Origin of the sequence: uncultured Phascolarctobacterium sp., assembly GCF_958349595.1 — a bacterium.
GTDB lineage: Bacteria > Bacillota > Negativicutes > Acidaminococcales > Acidaminococcaceae > Phascolarctobacterium.
In genome coordinates, this window is sequence record NZ_CATWDQ010000015.1 from 22,166 (window position 1) to 37,250 (window position 15,085).

Below are 15,085 nucleotides of genomic sequence, written 5' to 3' on the forward strand. Positions count from 1 at the left end.
TGTGAAAAACATTAAAGTTCATGCCATCGTTTTAGCATTGATCATCATTGCGGAAATGATCGGTAACGTTTCTTTCAAGATCGGCGTAGGCACTATCGTGCTGCTGCCGATGCTGTATGCCCTGATCATGGGTATTTTCATGGCGCCTAAATTCTTAAAGGTCGTCAATCAAAAAGATATGCTGGATGCCAGCTCGCTGATCGGTATCACCCTGATGCTGCTGATGGCCCGTTACGGAACTCTGGTCGGCCCGACGCTGCCCAAGATCCTGGCCGCCTCTCCGGCTCTGATCCTGCAGGAATTTGGTAATCTGGGCACTGTTTTTATCGGTGTGCCTGTGGCTATTTACCTGGGACTCAAACGCGAAACTATCGGCGCGGCGCATTCTATTGCCCGTGAGCCTAACGTAGCCCTGATCGGCGAACGCTATGGCCTTGATTCTGCCGAAGGCCGCGGCGTTATGGGCGTTTATATCGCCGGTACTGTTTTTGGTACGATCTTCTTCGGCATCATGGCCAGCTTTGCCGCTGCCTATCTGCCCTTCCATCCTTATGCGTTGGCAATGGCGGCCGGCGTTGGTTCTGCCAGCATGATGACCGCTGCCGTAGGCTCTTTAAGCGTTATGTATCCGCAGATGGCCGACCAGATCGCGGCCTTCGGCGCCGCCAGCAACATGCTTTCCGGCCTGGATGGTCTGTACATGTGCATCTGGCTGGCCCTGCCGCTGACAGAATGGCTGTATAAAAAGATCTATCGTTTAAAATACGGTGTTGAGCCGACAGGAAAGGATGCTGCAAAATGAAAATCAAAGATACACTGATCGTTTTATTTATCGTCGGCGCCATGTCTCTTGTCGCCAACGCTATCGGTACTAAATATACTATCGTGGAAGCGATCCCCGGACTGCTTTTTTTGATCTTCCTGGCGATCGCAGGCGTTATTCTGGCTAAATTTTTGCCGGGACGTATCCCCGCTGTTGCTTATATCGTAACCTTAGGCTGCATTCTTACCTATCCGGCCATGCCCGGCAGCGACGTGATCAACGAAGCTGTTAAAAAAGTAGGCTTTCTGCAGCTGTGCACACCTATCCTTGCTTATGCCGGTATCGCCATCGGCAAAGACCTTGACGCTTTTGCCAAAAGCGGCTGGCGCATCGTCGTTGTGGCCTGTGTAGTTTTTACAGGCACCTATATCGGCAGCGCGATTATCGCCCAGTCGATTTTAAAAGCTTTGGGACAGATCTGAATGGCAGTATTTACAGGCACCGGCTTTGCCGGTGTCTTTTTTTGCCTTCAGTGATAAAATTACCCGGCATCAGGCGAATAAGTTGAATTTCTTGCCAAGATAAAGTACAATAGTAATTAGATTTTACGATGTTGGAGGTATGATGATGGCTGAAGTTTTAGCAAAAACTACATTTTCCAGTGTTATCCACAATAATGAAGTTTGTGATGAAATAGTAAAATGGGGCAACGCTAACGGTTATCCCGTTACTAAAGCAAAATTGCAGAATAAGCTGGAAGCTTATGTAGGGTTTTCACCCGAATATATGATCCTGGCAAAGCGTCTGCCGCCTATTCCCGGTGGTTGGGACGTGACGGTCGAAAGCTATGAGCCTGAAGAACGCATCATTCCGCTCAATGTCAAAGCCGGCACAGGCGAGATCAACCGTTTTATCGTCAAAATGATCGAAGAATATATCAAAGAAGGCCTGAAAATGGACCTGTCTGAAAATATTTATGAATCCTATGGCACGCACCTGCGTGATTTGAAAGTCACAGGCCATCCGATCCTCATCAATAATTTTGAAGATTTTATCGAAAATATGCGTTGATTGCCAGAACCTGCGTTTTACGCAGGTTCTTTTATAATGGCGGTCAATATCATACAAGATAACGCGGCGGCTTTTTGCTATGATAAACTAAAGGAGTCTGCTGTGAAAAACGAAAAACGCTTTGTAAAATACGATAAGAAACTGCGGCTGGAAGCCTATTGGTTTCAGGGGATACTGCAAAGATTTCCGCAGCATTTCCACGAATATTACGTGATCGGGCTGGTGGAGAAAAGCGGCCTGCGCCATATGTGTTATGACAATGTGGATTATTATATCACTGCCGGTGATGTGCTGCTGTTCAATCCCCGCGCCCCGCACAACTGCGAACCCATGGATAATGACCTGCTGGATCTGCGCTGCCTGAACATCAAGCCGGAGATCATGCGCCAGGCCATGCTGGAACTGACGGGCAGCAGTGAACTGCCGCTGTTTACCAGCCCTGTTCTGCGCGGAGACGAGCGAACGGCTGCGCTGCTGCGCGAGCTGCATCAAATGATCATGCAGGAGCAGGAGGACCTGGCTAAGGAAGAAGCCCTGTACTTTTTGCTGGAACAGCTTGTTGCCGCAGGTATCAGTAAAATGTCTGCCGCGACCAAAGCGCCGCCGGTACAGAAGGTAACGGAGTATCTGCTGGAACATTATACGGACAAGGTAACGCTGGAAGAGCTGGCTGACGTGGCGGCAATGAACAAATATTCCCTGCTGCGGCTGTTTACCAAAACGGAAGGCATCACGCCCTACCGTTATCTGGAAACGATCAGGATCGGCAAAGCCAAAGAGCTGCTGGGGCAGGGGCTGGAGCCGGCTGAGGTGGCATTGATGACCGGGTTTACTGACCAAAGCCATTTCAGTAAGTTTTTTAAAGAAGTCATTGGCCTGACGCCGGGCCAATACCGTACGATTTTTAGAGTAAAATAACAGGAGAAGCTATGCGGAATAAAATTTTGATGGGACATCTTTTTGCTCTGGTGACGATCCTGCTCTGGGGCACGACCTTTATTTCTACCAAAGTATTGCTGCGCAGCTTTACGCCGATAGAGATCTTGTTTTTCCGTTTTATCATGGGTCTGATCGTTTTGTTTCTGATCTATCCGCACCGCCTGCGGGTGACCGATAAAAAACAGGAATGGATCTTTGCCGGAGCCGGGCTCAGCGGTATCACGCTGTATTATTTGTTTGAGAATATCGCGCTGGTGTACGCTCCTGCTTCCAACGTAGGCGTTATTACGGCAACAGCGCCTTTTTTTACTGCATTGCTGGCCTGCCGTTTTTTGGCCGGCGAAGCTCTGCAGAAAAAATTTATCGTCGGTTTCGTGCTGGCTATTGCCGGTATCGCCATGATCAGCTTCAACAGCGCGACGCAGCTGCAGATCAATCCCTTAGGTGATCTGCTGGCGCTGGCCGCGGCAGCGACCTGGGCCGTCTATGCAGTGCTGTCCAAAAAAATCAGCGCCTTTGGTTATAATGCTATCCAAAGTACGCGGCATACCTTTATGTATGGTCTGGTATTTATGCTGCCGGCGCTGCTGTTCATGGATTTTCGCTGGGGCTTTGAACGGTTGGCCGATTCGGTCAACCTGTTCAATCTGCTGTTTCTGGGCGTCGGCGCGTCTGCAATGTGCTTTGTGACTTGGAATATGGCGGTCAAGCTGCTGGGCGCGATTAAAACCAGCGCCTATATTTATCTGGCGCCGGTAGTTACAGTTATTACCTCGGTCCTTGTACTGGATGAACAGATCACAACGGTCATCGCCTGCGGTATGCTGCTGACACTGACCGGGCTGCTGCTGTCGGGGGATGTGGTAACGATGCTGAAAAGCAGTCTGCGCTTCAGGAAATAAACAGAAAACAATAATTTTAGAAAAATAACAGTCCCTTGAAAGTTAGAGTAAGTAACTTTTGAGGGACTGTTTTGTTTTTTATTCAGTATCAGCTTTTACAGCAGTTCCCGCAGCCTGTCCAGCGCTTTCAGGCGGTGCTTGGTGATATTGCGCACCGTGCAGTGCAAACGTCTGGCCGCTTCGGCAGGTTTCAGGTCATCTATGAACAACAATAGCAGTATTCTGCGCTGCTGTTCGTTCAGCTGCGCCAGTGCTTCCTGCAGGTCCAGCGACAGCAAAAGCTGTGCCAGCTCGTCCAGGGCACAGGCTTCGTTATAGCCGCTGTCCAGCAGGTCGATGCCGGCCTCGCTGCCCGTATCGATCTGCGTTTCGTGCTCCCAGATCCTGCCCTGCTTATCCATAGCGTCGAACAGCGCGAAATGCACCTTGCAGCGGGCATAGCCGGGCCAGTTCAGGTAATCGGCGCCCTTATATTTAAATACCAGCTCGATAAAAGCCAGCACGGCAATACTTTCGGCGTCGCGTCCCAGCGACTTATAAAACATTTCACGGCGGGCCTCGCTTTGCAGCAGCGGCTTAAAATCTTCGCATAACTGCAAAAGTGCGGCCTTATCGTTGTTTTGGGCGGCAGTTATCAGCCGCTGTAAGCGTTCTGCCTGGGTTTCGTCTGTATCGATATTGTTGAGATTGTCAAATTTATTTATGGTGATCAAGTCCCTTGGTTTTATGATAACCGGTTATACTGTCAGTCGTCGTGCACAACAGTAGCTAGTGTACGCCTGTTTTGAGCAAAAGTAAATAGGGAAAAATGGCGCAAAAAGTTTTAGCCCCTTTCAGGGGCTAATTTTTTTTATAAAAAATAAACCCGGCCATAACTGACCGGGCGAAAATATTTTGTGCATGAATAAAAAGTGAACTATTGTTTGTAAACTTGAATGTAAAGTGCTATACTAAGGCGAGAGATAGCTGGTGTGTCGGTTTTCCCACTCCCAAAAGAGTGGGGGTGATAAACTATGACAGTTTTCGAAGCGTTATCATTGATGATAGGCTTTTCAACTTTAATAGTGCTTCTCCTATCGTTTTACCGTTTACGATAGAATGAGAAAAGCCGCATAACCAAGTGGCTACGCAGCTTCCCGTCAAATTATTAAATTTCAGGGGAGAGCTGACGTTCCCGCATCAGCTATCTCTTTTACTATTATATCGTACCTGTCAAGTAATTTCAAACCCCTGTGAGACTGTATTTGATGCAGCCACACAGGGGGTTTCTTTTTTATTTATGCCACTTTCTTGAAAGCAAGCGGCGCAAAGAACTTCAGCGCTGTTAAGATTTGGATTGTGCTTCACTCGCTGTACGCGCTCCGGGCAACTCGGTATCACAGGGAAAAATTAAAAGGCTATGCTTTGCATAGCCTGCCGATACCTCAGACATACCCTGCGCCTGCTTGCAGCTGCGTTTCGCTCATCTGCCAAATCTTCCCAATGCGCTGTAAAACCCTCTGTCTCGTACGTTCTACTGCTGTAGTCAATCCGCATTGATACCATCAGTATGTAGATACCGTACTCATGAAATTCAGCAGTAATTTGTACGATGCAGGGTTTTGAGCGCACATTGTGGTCAAGGCATTGAGGCACTGTTATATGCGCAGCATGGAACAGGATTGCCGAAAGCCCGCAGAAATACTGACCGAATAGGGAAGTATTTCTGTGAACCTAAAAAAAGCAGTTGCCTGGAAGCCGGACAGCGAGCAAAGCAAAACAGGACTTGCCATAGTGCGCAAGCTTCTTGCCTTTTTACCGCATTAGTTGCAAGTGCTAATGCCGCAAATAATGCAATGGTAAAACGGACAGCGCAAGAGGCGATTGCATAATGAGCCTCTGTAGATTGCGCAGCTTGCTTCTGGAAGAAAGTTGCATAAAAAGAAACAAAAACCTAAATTCAAAAGTAAAAATTAAAATTTTCAATGAAAAAGAAAATAAAAAATTAAACCTAACCATTTGCCGGGCAAGCCGCAGCAACGTGCGGTTTCTTTATAACTTCGGCGGCTGGCAAACCGTACGGGCAAAAACAAAACCAAACTGCGTCGAAAATATCCGTTAGTATGTCTTGTGGGGGGGTACAGGTGTGCTATAATAGGTGCGAATATTATTTTAACAAATGTTTTTGAAGTTTTAGTAAATAAAATCAGATTTTCAGCAAAGTAAGACAAAGACAGAACAATATTTTCGGCAGCGCAGAGTGGGGGTGTAAGGGTGTACGACGAAAAATGCCTGATGTGTATCGGCGGCAATATCCGCTTTCTGCGCATGGCCAGACAGCTGAGCCAGCAGGAGCTGGCACAGCGTATAGATGTCAGCCAGACCCATCTGAGTAATCTGGAACGTAACCATGTCAACGTCAACCTGAAGCTGCTGCTGCGTATCGCCAATGTGCTGGAATGCCCGCTGGAAGTATTTTTAGATACTCAGGCGGCGCTGGACTGGGGCAAAGAGCAGGCTGAAGAGGAAACTCCTGCAGAAGTCTATACGCTGGAGGAAGTGCGGCAGCTTTTACAGCTTGTAAGGCTGTCGCACAGGTAAAACGCTGTAACCGCAGCAACAGCTGCGGAGAATATATTAAATTTACCAGACAGGGAGGCGGTCAGGTATAAACAAAGCAGCCCAAAGAAAATTTTAGATAAAGAGAGGAGGAGTAAGGTGCCCGAACAAATACATCTTGGTTTTGGCATTGATAAGAATTTTGGCAAATTTGCCGGCATCACCATTACTTCGCTGGTGCATAACAATATCGGGCATGATTTAATCGTGCACATCGTCTACGACGAGCTGCTGCCGGAGGATATGGAAAAATTACAGCAGATGGAAAGGCTGTACCGTAATCTGACACTGCACTTTTACCAGATCACAAGTACCGAGGGTATGACCTTCGTCGTACCGCCGGGGCATATCACGCAGGCCATGTATTACCGCTATCTGTTCGCTGATATGCTGCCGCCTGAGATAACAAGGATCATCTACATGGATGCGGACATCATCTGCAAGGGCGATATCCTGCCCTTGTGGCAGCTGGACTTGCAGGGCAAGGTGCTGGCGGCAGCGCGCGATTACGGCGAGGACCGCAGCTGTGACCGTATCGGTCTGAAAAACGGCCGCTATTTCAATTCCGGCGTTTTGCTGATGGACTTAAAACAATGGCGTGAGCAAAAACTTACAACAAAATTGTTCCAGTGGCTGGAGCAGGTCGGCGGCACGAAGATCCTCTGGGGCGATCAGGATGCGCTCAACGGTGTTATCGACGGTGAGTTTGTGGAATTGCCGAAAATTTTTAACTGTATCGTTATCAACAACACAACTTTGAATGAAGATTTGCAAGCGGTGATCGTACACTATATCGACTATGTGAAGCCCTGGCACAGTTATTATGTGGACAGCAATGCGAAAGAACTGTACTGGCAGTATGTCAAAAAATCTCTGTGGAGCGATTTGAAACCGCAGGATGGTAAAACTGTGCAGACGGTGATGATGACGGCGCGGCTGCTGCACAAGCAGGGCAAATATGCCGAATCGGCATCGTATTACGAAGCCTTATTAAAGTATTTTTTAAAAGAAAAATATGAATAAAAATGATGGATTTGAGAAAGAAGGATGCAAATGTCTCGTAAAGCAAGTTTAACTAAGAAAATAGCACATACGCTGCTGGCGATGTCGATAGTTTATTCCAGCGGTATCAACATTGTAGTCAACGAAGTTTACGCCGCAGAGAAAGCGGAAAATATTACCAGCAGCGGCGGTCGTTTTACTGAAACCGGAGCTGCTGGTAATGACATTTCAACTGGTTCTGTTACCGATGGTGAAAATGCTGTTATCACAGGTAAGATTACAGAAGGAACTATCAGCAATGCTATTGTGGTTACAGCGACCGGAGGCAGGGGCGGTGACGAGATTGATTATTCCAACCCAACAGTAATGGCAGGTGCTAAAGGCGGCGACGCTGTGGCCAGGGTAACGGTAGATGAAAGTCTCAGCAGCGTTGAAACAGGCAATATAACAGTAACTGCAACAGGTGGACGTAACGGCAGCGTTTATCAGGGCGTAAGTCAGGTTGCCGGTGCTGCTGCGGCCTATGGTTTGGCAGTTAAACATGACCTGACGATCACGGCTGCTAAGATAAATGTAGTCGCTAAATCAAATTTTACGAATTGGTATAAAGGCTCAGTAGATATAAACGGTGCTAAACACAGCAAGGCGTTAGCAGCGGGCCTGCAGGTCGATGACGGCACGGTTATTTTTAGCGGTACTGATATCATAGTGAATGCTCAAAGTTCTAGTTATCTATCGAGTATTGAGGAAATTGCTGAGGGGGCCACAAAATTTTCTGACGGCGGTGATGCTGAGGCTTGTGGGATCAGGGTTACTGGCGGCGAGGTAACGGCAACACTGACAGGCAATTTGGAGATCGAAAAGAGCGAAGGATCGTACAGCATCGAACCAGGGAGGGGACAGGATGTGATGTCTGGTTTAACACATGCTGTTGACGGCGGAGCTGGCGGCAATGCTGTAGCCTATGGCGTTGATGTCAACGGCGGGATCGCCCATTTAGCTTTGCAGGATATAAGTATCAAGCAGTCTGGTAGTAGTAATTATATAAGCGGTGGAATTGGCGGCAATGCTGCTGGTACTGACGTTGAAAATGCTGTGGCAGGCCATGGTGGAGCTGGTGGTAACACTAATGTTGCTGGCGTCCATATCGTGAGTGGTAAGGTAGACGGCACCATAAGGAATATAGAAATAGCGACTTTTCAGAATAGGGCCGATGGAGGTAAAGGCGGAGCTGTTATCAACAGCCTCAGCGGCAGCGGCGGCACTGGCGGGGATTTTTATGTAGCAGGGATCAGTAACACCGGCGGCGAAGTGGAACTGACTGTGGCTGGGATGGACATCGTGGCGGCCGGCGGCAAGGGCGGTGACTTAGGGACATTAACTGTAACTGACGCAAGCAAGGTGACAGCCGCAGGAGTAGTACAGGCGTCTGCGGGTAAAGGCGGTGAAGCTTTAGTCGTTGGCGTGGATAATCGTGGCGGCAGCAGCAAGGTCACCGTAACAGGTAGTATTAAGCTTGCGGCAACCGGCGGCCAAGGTGGCAGCGGTAACATCAATGCCGATTCTGCAGGCAAAGTTACAGATGAGGCTGCTCAGATATTGGTAACGGAGCGAGTAAGCGGGGCTGGCGGCGAGGCGATAGCCGTTGGTTTGCAGAATACGGACGGAAGCCTGGCAGCAGATGTACAGAAGCTGGAAATAACGGCAACTGGTGGGCTTGGTGGCGGCGGAATCAGTACTTATGGCACTGTCAATGGTGCCAGTGCTGTTGGTGGGGCTGCCGCCGCTTATGGGATCAATGTTTTAGGCGGATTGGCCGAACGGTTAACGGTGGCTGAAATTACAGTAGAGGCAACTGGCGGTTCCAGCTATCATGCTCAGGTTTCTAATCCTATGAATAAGGTAAATAATGATGGCGCCGGAATCGTTGGCGGTAAAGGCGGCCAGGGTGGAGTTGGTGCGTCTTATGGCGTCAGCAACAGCGGCGGCAGTGTAGGTTTAACAGTCGGCAAAATCACAGCTGCGGCCAGCGGCGGCGCTGGCGGTGTTGGTGGCGAGGTAAATAAAGATGGTTCTGTTACGGCTGCCGGTACCGGCGGTGATGGCGGCAACGGTGGTAATGCTTATGCTTATGGTGTTTTCGGCACTGGCAGCGGCAGCCAGACGGCGATTGCAGTGGACCAGATCATTGCAGAGGCGAAGGCTGGTGCTGGCGGGAAGGGGGCTGCCGCCAATGGGGGGAGTGGTGTAGCTACGGCAGGTCAGGACGGCCAAAAAGGTGAAGCAGCCGAGGCTTATGGCGTGTATGCCGCCAAGGGCGCTGTGATCACTTTGAACGCCAAGACTGATGGCGGTAACGGCGGCACGATCACTATCGGCGCTAAAGCCGGCAATACCGCGACCCTGGAAGGCAGTAAAGCCTACGCCATTTATGCCGATAACGCGACAGTGCTTTTTAATGATAACGCTGTTTTGAACAGTGATGGTACAAACCCTGACGATACGGTTATTACTTACCTGAACAATGCGACTTTGGGTTTTGGCAGCCCGGCTGAAGGCCAAAACGTTGGCCGTACTATTAACGGCGGCACTTTGCAGCTGGCGGGCAGCAATACCTTTAAAGTTGCTACTGACTTGTCGAATGTTATTCCTAATGCCGATAAGTTTACCTTTGCCAAGTTGGCGGCTGACAGCGGCACGGCAACGCAGTACATCACTGTCGGCTATGATAAAGCCTTTGACGGCAGTAAGTTGGACAGCTTTGTGGGCGATGTGACAGTGCTGACGGTAACTAATTTGGATGCTGACCAGAACTTGAATAATTTTGTTGGTAAGGAAAGCGAAATGGACGATCCGCTGACCAGATTTTTGGCAACGCCGACCATAGAAGTAGACGGTAATAATGTCAAGATCACCAAAATAGATTTTGAAGAAGCAGGCGCTTCAGAAGCTGTGATGACGGCCGCTGACGCGCAGATGTCGATCAGCAATCTGTGGCGAATCGAAGGCGACAATCTGATGAGACGCATGGGCGACCTGCGCAGTGACCCGGAAGCTGCTGAGGGCGGCGTTTGGGCCCGTTACTACAGGGGCGAAATGAGCGCCGACAGTGCCTATGACCGTAGTTTTGATCAGGATTACACATCCTTCCAGGGCGGTATCGACAAGGTGCAGGATTATAAGGGCGGCAAGCTGTATACCGGCATCGCCGTCAACCGTATCGACAGCAATGCCAGCTACAACAGCGGCAGCGGCGATTTGAGCAGCACGGGCGTAGGCTTATATGCCAGCTGGCTGGGCAATAAAGGCCATTATCTGGACGTGATCGCCCGCGGCAGCAAGCTTGCCAACGACTTTAAGCTGGTAGACAGAAGCGGCAATACTGCTAAAGGTGATTACGATACCTGGGCTTACGGTATCAGCGCTGAATACGGCTACAGGCAGGATCTGCAGGGGGGCTGGTTCGTAGAGCCGCAGGCAGAACTGAGTCTGGGACGTATCGGTAGTGCCGATTATACTATGTCCAATGGTACGGAGATCAGTCAGGACGCAGTCAACAGCGCTGTGACCCGCTTAGGCGTTTTGAGCGGTAAAGAATTTACCATGAACGGGCGGCAGGGCAACGTATATCTTAAAGCCTCGCTGCTGCACGACTTTGGCGGCAACGGCGGCGGAGCTGCCTATTACAACGACAGAAGCACTGTTGTGGAAAGCGCCGATATGAGCGGCAGCTGGTATGAGATCGGTCTGGGGGCTAATCTGGGCCTTGCCAAAAACAGCAACCTGTATTTCGACGCCTTGAAAACCTTTGGCGGCGACCTGCGTACGGAATGGCAGTTCAACGCCGGGTTAAGATTTACATTTTAAGTGAGCGCCGCTTAGTCACAAGCGGTAGTGCATAGTATTTATTGAAAAAAGCAGTTATAATACAAACAGCCCTGACAGATTTATCTGTCAGGGCTGTTACTTTTTACTTGTCAGATTTTTACATATCTTTGATATGGGCCTCGGCTACGTCAAAGTCTTTGACGATGGCGGCATCAGGCTGTTTATCCAGCAGGCTGACGATAAAGATCGCCAGCGCCGAAACGATGAAGCCGGGCACGATCTCGTAGATGCCGGTAGAGGCAAAAAATTCTTTCCAGATGAGGACGGTGCAGCCGCCGCAGAAAACGCCGGCGATAGCGCCCTTGATAGTGGTGCGGCGCCAGAAAAGGCTGAACAGCACCAGCGGGCCGAAGGAAGCGCCGAAGCCGGCCCAGGCGTAGGCGACCAGTTCCAAAATATAGTTATTGGGGTTAGAGGCCAGCGCCAGCGAGCAGCAGGCTACTAAAACTACGGCTAAACGGCTGACGAAGACCAGTTCTTTTTCGCCGGCGTTTTTACGCAGCAGCGCCTGATAGAAGTCGGTAGAGATCGCCGAAGCAGTTACCAGCAGCTGGCTGGAAGAGGTGCTCATGATGGCGCCCAAAATAGCGGAGATGATGATGCCGGCCAGGAAGGAGACAAAAAATTCGTTGTTGAGGACCATAAAGACGGTCTCGGCATTGACGCCGGTCAGTTTATCGCCCAGCAGTACCCGGCCGACCAGGCCGACGGTAACGGCGAAGAACAGGGAGAAGATGACCCAGACCATGGCGATGCGCGTCGCCTGCGGTATCTCTTTAGCCGAGCTGATGCCCATAAAGCGTACCAGGATATGCGGCTGACCGAAGTAACCAAGCCCCCAGGCCAGCAGCGAAATGATCGCCGTAGCGCTGAGGGTGACGCCGGTGGCGTCTGTAAAGAAGCTGAAATAGTTGGCGTTCATAGCATAAAGCTTTTCAAAGGCGGTCACTGGCCCGCCGGCTTTAAAGATGCCGGTCAGGGGCACGATGATGATCGCGAAAAACATCAGGCAGCCCTGGAAAAAATCGGTGCGGCAAACAGCGATATAGCCGCCGGTAAAGGTATAAAAAACGACGATGCCTGCCGTGATGAGCAGCGACTCAAAATAAGGCAGCCCAAAAACAGTGTTGAATAAACGCCCGCCGGCGACGAAGCCGGAAGCGGTATAGATCAGAAAGAAAATAAAAATAAAAATTGCGGAAACGATACGCAGAATTTTTGTTTTATCACGGAAACGGTTTTCAAAAAAATCCGGTAAGGTGATCGAATCGTTGGCGATCTTGGTATAAACACGCAGCCTTTTGGCTACAAACAGCCAGTTCAGCCAGGTGCCGATGGCCAGTCCGATAGCGATCCAGAAGGCGCTGACGCCTGCCACATAAGCGTAGCCGGGCAGTCCCATCAGCATCCAGCCGCTCATATCCGAGGCTTCGGCGCTCATGGCCGAGACCCAGGGCCCTACCTTACGGCCGCCTAAAACATAGCCGGCCAGATCCTGTTCTTTCTTCATATGGAAAATCCCTATGCCGAACAGTGCTAAAAAATATAATCCAAATGCAAAAATGATGCCCCAATCCTGCTGCATCGTGACCCCTCCTCTTTAGTTCAACAAAAACAGTATAAATATTATACACTTTTTTTAGCCTCAGGTGCAAGAGTCAGCCTTTCCTTGACTGAATACGGTCACTGATATATAATATTTGAAGAAGTTTTGTAGACCGTTCCTTTTATTTATTGAAAGGAAGGTGCAGGCATTGAGGGGCTTGCTCCGTTTCGAACATAAGTTGGCGCGCGAAAGGGAGCAGGCTCCAGTCGTTTTTTTATGGAGTGAAAATTGTTATGCAGCCTGTGAAAATACATATTTACAGCCAGTCACGCAGCAGCGAAGGTACGGAAAATATCGAGACCACGGCTTATGGCAGACTGGCGGAAAAAAATAATAAATTTTATGTTTTTTACGAGGAAGATGCAGCATCTGGTCTGGCAGGTACGAAAACTACGCTGAAGTGGGATCATGAAAGGGTCATTATCCTGCGCAGCGGCACGGTGGACTGCCGGCAGGAGTTTGCCGCGGGTCTGGTCTGTGAAAGCCTTTACCGGACTCCGTACTTGACTTTGCCGATGCGGCTGACGACTGAGTATTTATATGTTTACTGCCGTGACAGGGTCTGGCATATCGAACTGGAATATGCTTTAGAGCTGGACGGACAGGCACACAGCAGGTTGAAGCTGAAGATGGAAATCGAGGAGGATGTCAAGCGTGAATATGAAGGAAGCACTGGCTGCTGCCATTAAAGCTGCCGCGGCTAAAGCGATTGCCGCCGGTACGATCAAAGAGGGAGAACTGCCGGAGGTATTATTAGAGGTACCGCCGCAAAAGGAATTTGGTGATTTTGCTACTAATTTTGCCATGCAGTCGGCCCGCAGCTTAAAATGCAATCCGCGTTTGGTGGCTCAGGCGGTGATCGACAATCTGGATTGTCCTTATGTGGAAAAGGCTGAGATAGCAGGGCCCGGATTCATTAATTTTTATCTGAAACAAAATTGGACGGCCGAGCTTCTGGCAGGTATCGTAGCTGCAGGCGAGGCTTATGGCGATCTGCCTGCCAGGGGTGGCGAAAAGATCCAGTTGGAATATGTGAGCGCCAATCCTACGGGTCCGCTGCACGTTGGCCATGGCCGCGGCGCCGCAGTGGGCAGTTCGCTGGCGAACCTGCTGAAGGCGGCCGGTTATGATGTGACCAGGGAATATTATATCAATGATGCCGGCAACCAGATCAATAATCTGGCGGCTTCCGTCAATGCCCGTTATCTGGAAGAGCTTGGGGTGGATGTGGAGTTCCCGGAAAACGGTTATCATGGTTACGATATCGTGGAGACTGCCAAACGGATCGTCAAGATCTATGGCGATAAATTCCTGCATATGGACGAAGAGGAACGTCTGCACGAGTTCCGCACGATCGCCCTTAAAGAAAAGCTGGCAGCGTTGAAGGAAGACCTGGAAGCTTTTAATGTTACTTTTGACGTCTGGTTCAGCGAGCAGACCCTGCATGATGCCAATAAGATCAGGGAAGCCTGCGAGCTTTTGACCGAGCGTGGTTATATGTATGAAAAGGACGGGGCCCTGTGGCTGAAAGCGACTGCTTACGGCGATGACAAGGACCGCGTCGTGATCCGTGATAATGGTGTGCCGACTTACCTGGCAGCCGATATTGCTTATCACTGGAATAAATTCAGCCGCGGTTTTGACCGCGTCATCAATCTCTGGGGCGCCGACCATCATGGATATATCGCCAGAATGAAGGCGGCTGTGGGCGCGCTGGGTTATGATCCTGAGCAGCTGGAGGTGTTGATCCTGCAGATGGTCAGCCTGTACCGCAACGGCGAGCTGGTCAAGATGTCGAAGCGTACCGGACAGAGCGTTACCTTAAACGAGCTGATCGAAGAGGTGGGCACGGATGCGGCCAGATTCTTCTTTGCGATGCGTTCGATCGACAGCCAGCTGGATTTTGACCTGACCCTGGCTACGGAAAAATCAAATGAGAATCCTGTTTATTATATCCAGTATGCGCATGCCCGCATTTGCAGCATCATGCGCCAGCTGGCCGAGGAAAATATTGCTGAAGCGGCAGCTGCCGATTATACTTTGCTGACAGACGCGACAGAGCTGGAGCTGATCAAGAAGCTGGGTGAATATGAGGAGATGCTGGAGCTGGCGGCGCAGGAGCGCGCGGTACACCGTGTGGCGCATTATGTGCACGATCTTGCCGGGCTGTTCCATTCCTTCTATAATCAGTGCCGCATCCTGGGCGTAGACCCGGAAGTGCAGCAGGCACGGATCAAGCTGGTGAAGGCTGCCCGCCATACGATCAAACATGCTTTGGGCATTTTGGGCGTATCGGCACCGGAAAGAATGTAATTT

General features: G+C 50.1%; 13 protein-coding genes. 11 read left to right on the top strand and 2 right to left on the bottom strand.

Annotated elements, in window-relative coordinates:
• Position 1: 1 nt before the first annotated feature.
• The 5 genes from Q4G98_RS10045 (at position 2) to Q4G98_RS10065 (ending at position 3,675) form a co-directional block, all read left to right on the top strand.
• The gene (locus tag Q4G98_RS10045; RefSeq protein ID WP_177561076.1) at positions 2–802 is read left to right on the top strand and encodes a DUF3100 domain-containing protein; all 801 of its coding nucleotides are present in this window, start codon (positions 2–4) and stop codon (positions 800–802) included.
• Positions 799–1,245, top strand: coding sequence for a DUF340 domain-containing protein (locus tag Q4G98_RS10050; RefSeq protein ID WP_177561075.1), 447 nt, complete (start codon positions 799–801; stop codon positions 1,243–1,245). The genes Q4G98_RS10045 and Q4G98_RS10050 overlap by 4 nt, the downstream gene beginning before the upstream one ends.
• 139 nt (positions 1,246–1,384) lie before the next feature.
• Positions 1,385–1,834, top strand: a complete 450-nt coding sequence (locus tag Q4G98_RS10055; protein ID WP_177561074.1) for a hypothetical protein — start codon at positions 1,385–1,387, stop codon at positions 1,832–1,834.
• Positions 1,835–1,936: 102 nt separating this feature from the next.
• The gene (locus Q4G98_RS10060; protein ID WP_298563414.1) at positions 1,937–2,752 is read left to right on the top strand and encodes an AraC family transcriptional regulator; all 816 of its coding nucleotides are present in this window, start codon (positions 1,937–1,939) and stop codon (positions 2,750–2,752) included.
• A gap of 11 nt (positions 2,753–2,763) precedes the next feature.
• Entirely contained in the window at positions 2,764–3,675 is a 912-nt protein-coding gene (locus tag Q4G98_RS10065; RefSeq protein WP_301961955.1) for a DMT family transporter, read from the top strand.
• Positions 3,676–3,770: 95 nt separating this feature from the next.
• Here the strand turns inward: Q4G98_RS10065 and Q4G98_RS10070 are convergent, their stop codons facing one another.
• Positions 3,771–4,388, bottom strand: coding sequence for a sigma-70 family RNA polymerase sigma factor (locus Q4G98_RS10070; RefSeq protein ID WP_301961956.1), 618 nt, complete (start codon positions 4,386–4,388; stop codon positions 3,771–3,773).
• A 300-nt stretch (positions 4,389–4,688) separates the two neighbouring features.
• Between Q4G98_RS10070 and Q4G98_RS12430 the strand changes: the two genes are divergently transcribed.
• The 4 genes from Q4G98_RS12430 (at position 4,689) to Q4G98_RS10085 (ending at position 11,142) form a co-directional block, all read left to right on the top strand.
• Positions 4,689–4,772 carry a putative holin-like toxin gene (locus Q4G98_RS12430; protein WP_366916959.1) on the top strand — a complete coding sequence of 28 codons (84 nt, stop codon included), beginning with the start codon at positions 4,689–4,691 and terminating at the stop codon, positions 4,770–4,772.
• Positions 4,773–5,928: 1,156 nt separating this feature from the next.
• Positions 5,929–6,255 carry a helix-turn-helix domain-containing protein gene (locus tag Q4G98_RS10075; protein ID WP_301961957.1) on the top strand — a complete coding sequence of 109 codons (327 nt, stop codon included), beginning with the start codon at positions 5,929–5,931 and terminating at the stop codon, positions 6,253–6,255.
• 117 nt (positions 6,256–6,372) lie between these two features.
• A complete protein-coding gene (locus Q4G98_RS10080) occupies positions 6,373–7,296 on the top strand; it encodes a glycosyltransferase family 8 protein (RefSeq protein WP_301961958.1) in 924 nt (307 codons plus the stop codon).
• A 30-nt stretch (positions 7,297–7,326) separates the two neighbouring features.
• Complete coding sequence (locus tag Q4G98_RS10085) at positions 7,327–11,142, top strand: autotransporter outer membrane beta-barrel domain-containing protein (RefSeq protein WP_301961959.1); 3,816 nt, start codon at positions 7,327–7,329, stop codon at positions 11,140–11,142.
• 118 nt (positions 11,143–11,260) lie between these two features.
• Here the strand turns inward: Q4G98_RS10085 and putP are convergent, their stop codons facing one another.
• Positions 11,261–12,748, bottom strand: a complete 1,488-nt coding sequence (gene putP / locus Q4G98_RS10090; protein WP_293719639.1) for a sodium/proline symporter PutP — start codon at positions 12,746–12,748, stop codon at positions 11,261–11,263.
• Positions 12,749–13,002: 254 nt separating this feature from the next.
• On the opposite strand from putP, the gene Q4G98_RS10095 reads away from it, so the two are divergent.
• Together Q4G98_RS10095 and argS are read left to right on the top strand one after the other, a co-directional pair.
• Positions 13,003–13,458: a DUF1934 domain-containing protein gene (locus tag Q4G98_RS10095; protein WP_177560647.1), complete on the top strand. Its 456-nt coding sequence runs from the start codon at positions 13,003–13,005 to the stop codon at positions 13,456–13,458.
• Positions 13,424–15,082 carry an arginine--tRNA ligase gene (gene argS / locus Q4G98_RS10100; RefSeq protein ID WP_366917026.1) on the top strand — a complete coding sequence of 553 codons (1,659 nt, stop codon included), beginning with the start codon at positions 13,424–13,426 and terminating at the stop codon, positions 15,080–15,082. The genes Q4G98_RS10095 and argS overlap by 35 nt, the downstream gene beginning before the upstream one ends.
• The last annotated feature ends 3 nt before the right edge of the window (positions 15,083–15,085 follow it).

Excerpts from the sequence above, each read along its gene's own strand:
- Q4G98_RS10050 (WP_177561075.1), top strand. The coding sequence starts at position 799 with ATGAAAATCAAAGATACACTGATCGTTTTATTTATCGTCGGCGCCATG.
- Q4G98_RS10055 (WP_177561074.1), top strand. The coding sequence starts at position 1,385 with ATGATGATGGCTGAAGTTTTAGCAAAAACTACATTTTCCAGTGTTATC.
- Q4G98_RS10065 (WP_301961955.1), top strand. The coding sequence starts at position 2,764 with ATGCGGAATAAAATTTTGATGGGACATCTTTTTGCTCTGGTGACGATC.
- Q4G98_RS12430 (WP_366916959.1), top strand. The coding sequence starts at position 4,689 with ATGACAGTTTTCGAAGCGTTATCATTGATGATAGGCTTTTCAACTTTA.
- Q4G98_RS10085 (WP_301961959.1), top strand. The coding sequence starts at position 7,327 with ATGTCTCGTAAAGCAAGTTTAACTAAGAAAATAGCACATACGCTGCTG.
- putP (WP_293719639.1), bottom strand. The coding sequence starts at position 12,748 with ATGCAGCAGGATTGGGGCATCATTTTTGCATTTGGATTATATTTTTTA.
- Q4G98_RS10095 (WP_177560647.1), top strand. The coding sequence starts at position 13,003 with ATGCAGCCTGTGAAAATACATATTTACAGCCAGTCACGCAGCAGCGAA.